Source organism: Brevundimonas sp. TWP2-3-4b1 (assembly GCF_049897665.1).
Taxonomy (GTDB): Bacteria; Pseudomonadota; Alphaproteobacteria; order Caulobacterales; family Caulobacteraceae; genus Brevundimonas; species Brevundimonas subvibrioides_B.
Window position 1 is genome coordinate 1 of sequence record NZ_JAFCWQ010000064.1, and the last position, 1,444, is coordinate 1,444.

Consider the following 1,444-nt stretch of genomic DNA (forward strand, 5'->3'; position numbering starts at 1 on the left):
CAGCTCTGCTGCATCGCCCCCGCTAGCCCCGATCCGTCCGGGCATGTCCGGGCAGTGTCCGGGCTGTTGTGTCGCTAGAACCCAGTGGTGGCGGGGATTGTCCGGGCTGTCCGACCTGTCCGGGCTAATTCCGAATTCGCTATATAGAGATGAGGATCAGATCCTTTTCCTATTAGCGATTCAAATAGGGTGGACAGGTCGGACAGCCCGGACGGATCAGGATTTCCTGTTGATCGTCAATGTGTTGGCGAACCCGCCTGCACACACTCAGCCCGGACAGTGCCCGGACATGCCTGTCCGAGTTGGGGTGGCGACCGACGCGGTTGGGGCTTGGGGATCGGGCAATGGGTGTCTGGCCCGGCGAAGCCGGGGCTGGTGACCGTGGCGGTGTAATCAGAAAAATCGAGGTCGGGGGACCCGAGGCCCCCGGCCATCTAAGTTCTGAGACGACTACCCTCGGCGCCTATGAATCGAATTGAATATTCGGGAGCCAGTTACCCTAGAATACGATCTCTGTGGCCAAGGGAGCCAAAAACCATCCAGCAAGGAGCCAAACTGTCGTCAAAGCAAAAAACGACCAATTCTCAATCCTGTGTGCAATCACAAGCGCAGGTAAATAGAACAGAGAGAAAAATAGGTCGAACAGCAGGTATGTGTAAAAAACCGCATTCAACCTGCCGAATATGAAACATGCGCCCGTCGCAGCGATAGCAGCCCAGAACGCAGTCCATAGGCGCTGCGGAATAATCTCTCGAACAACTGTCATTGGGGCCGACACCGATTATCTGTTGCGCAAGAAGTAGCCACTTCGCCTCCAAACTCAGTGAGGCGCTCGGCCGAAGCGCCTGCCGCTGCGGCAGCACCTCCTCCACGACCTTGATATGGGGTCAACACACCGCTTTGTTGCAGACGAGCCGAGGTCGATCCCCTAGCTGCCGCGCGATCTGTGGCGGCTGATCTGGCCCGATCTGTTGCTCGTTGCGTTGCTGTGGATGCCCTCGCTCCAGCCCCTCTTGCGGCCCCGCCTACTACGGCACCGGCGGCGGCCCCAACGATTGGATTGTCTCCGCTCAACTGAGCACCTGTCGCCCCCCCAATGGCTCCCCCGGCTACGGCTTCTATCACTCCAGCCGCGCGTGCCGCACGCGTTACCTGAACACCGCGTGCGATGAGGCTACCGGCCCCCGCTCCTGTCCCTCCGGCAATCGCACCAATCGCAGCCTGAGTGCCCACGCGACCAAGGTCGAGATTGTCGAGACTGCGGCCTTCTAGAAAGACTTGGGCCGCAACTTCGATACCGGCACCAGCCCCACCTCCAATAATCGCGCCGCAAATAAAGGGCGGACATTCACCCGTCGGGTCGGTCTGATTGACCGGATCATTCCCCACATACCCATAGAGGTTCATTCCCGCCTCATACCCCACGGGGTCGGTCTGCAGGAAC

The 1,444-nt window shown here is 59.5% G+C and carries 1 protein-coding gene; it reads right to left on the reverse strand.

The window, feature by feature from the left end; all coding sequences use genetic code 11:
• Positions 1–762: 762 nt before the first annotated feature.
• Positions 763–1,440 carry a hypothetical protein gene (locus tag ACP7A5_RS17930; protein WP_426043159.1) on the reverse strand — a complete coding sequence of 226 codons (678 nt, stop codon included), beginning with the start codon at positions 1,438–1,440 and terminating at the stop codon, positions 763–765.
• Positions 1,441–1,444: the final 4 nt, after the last annotated feature.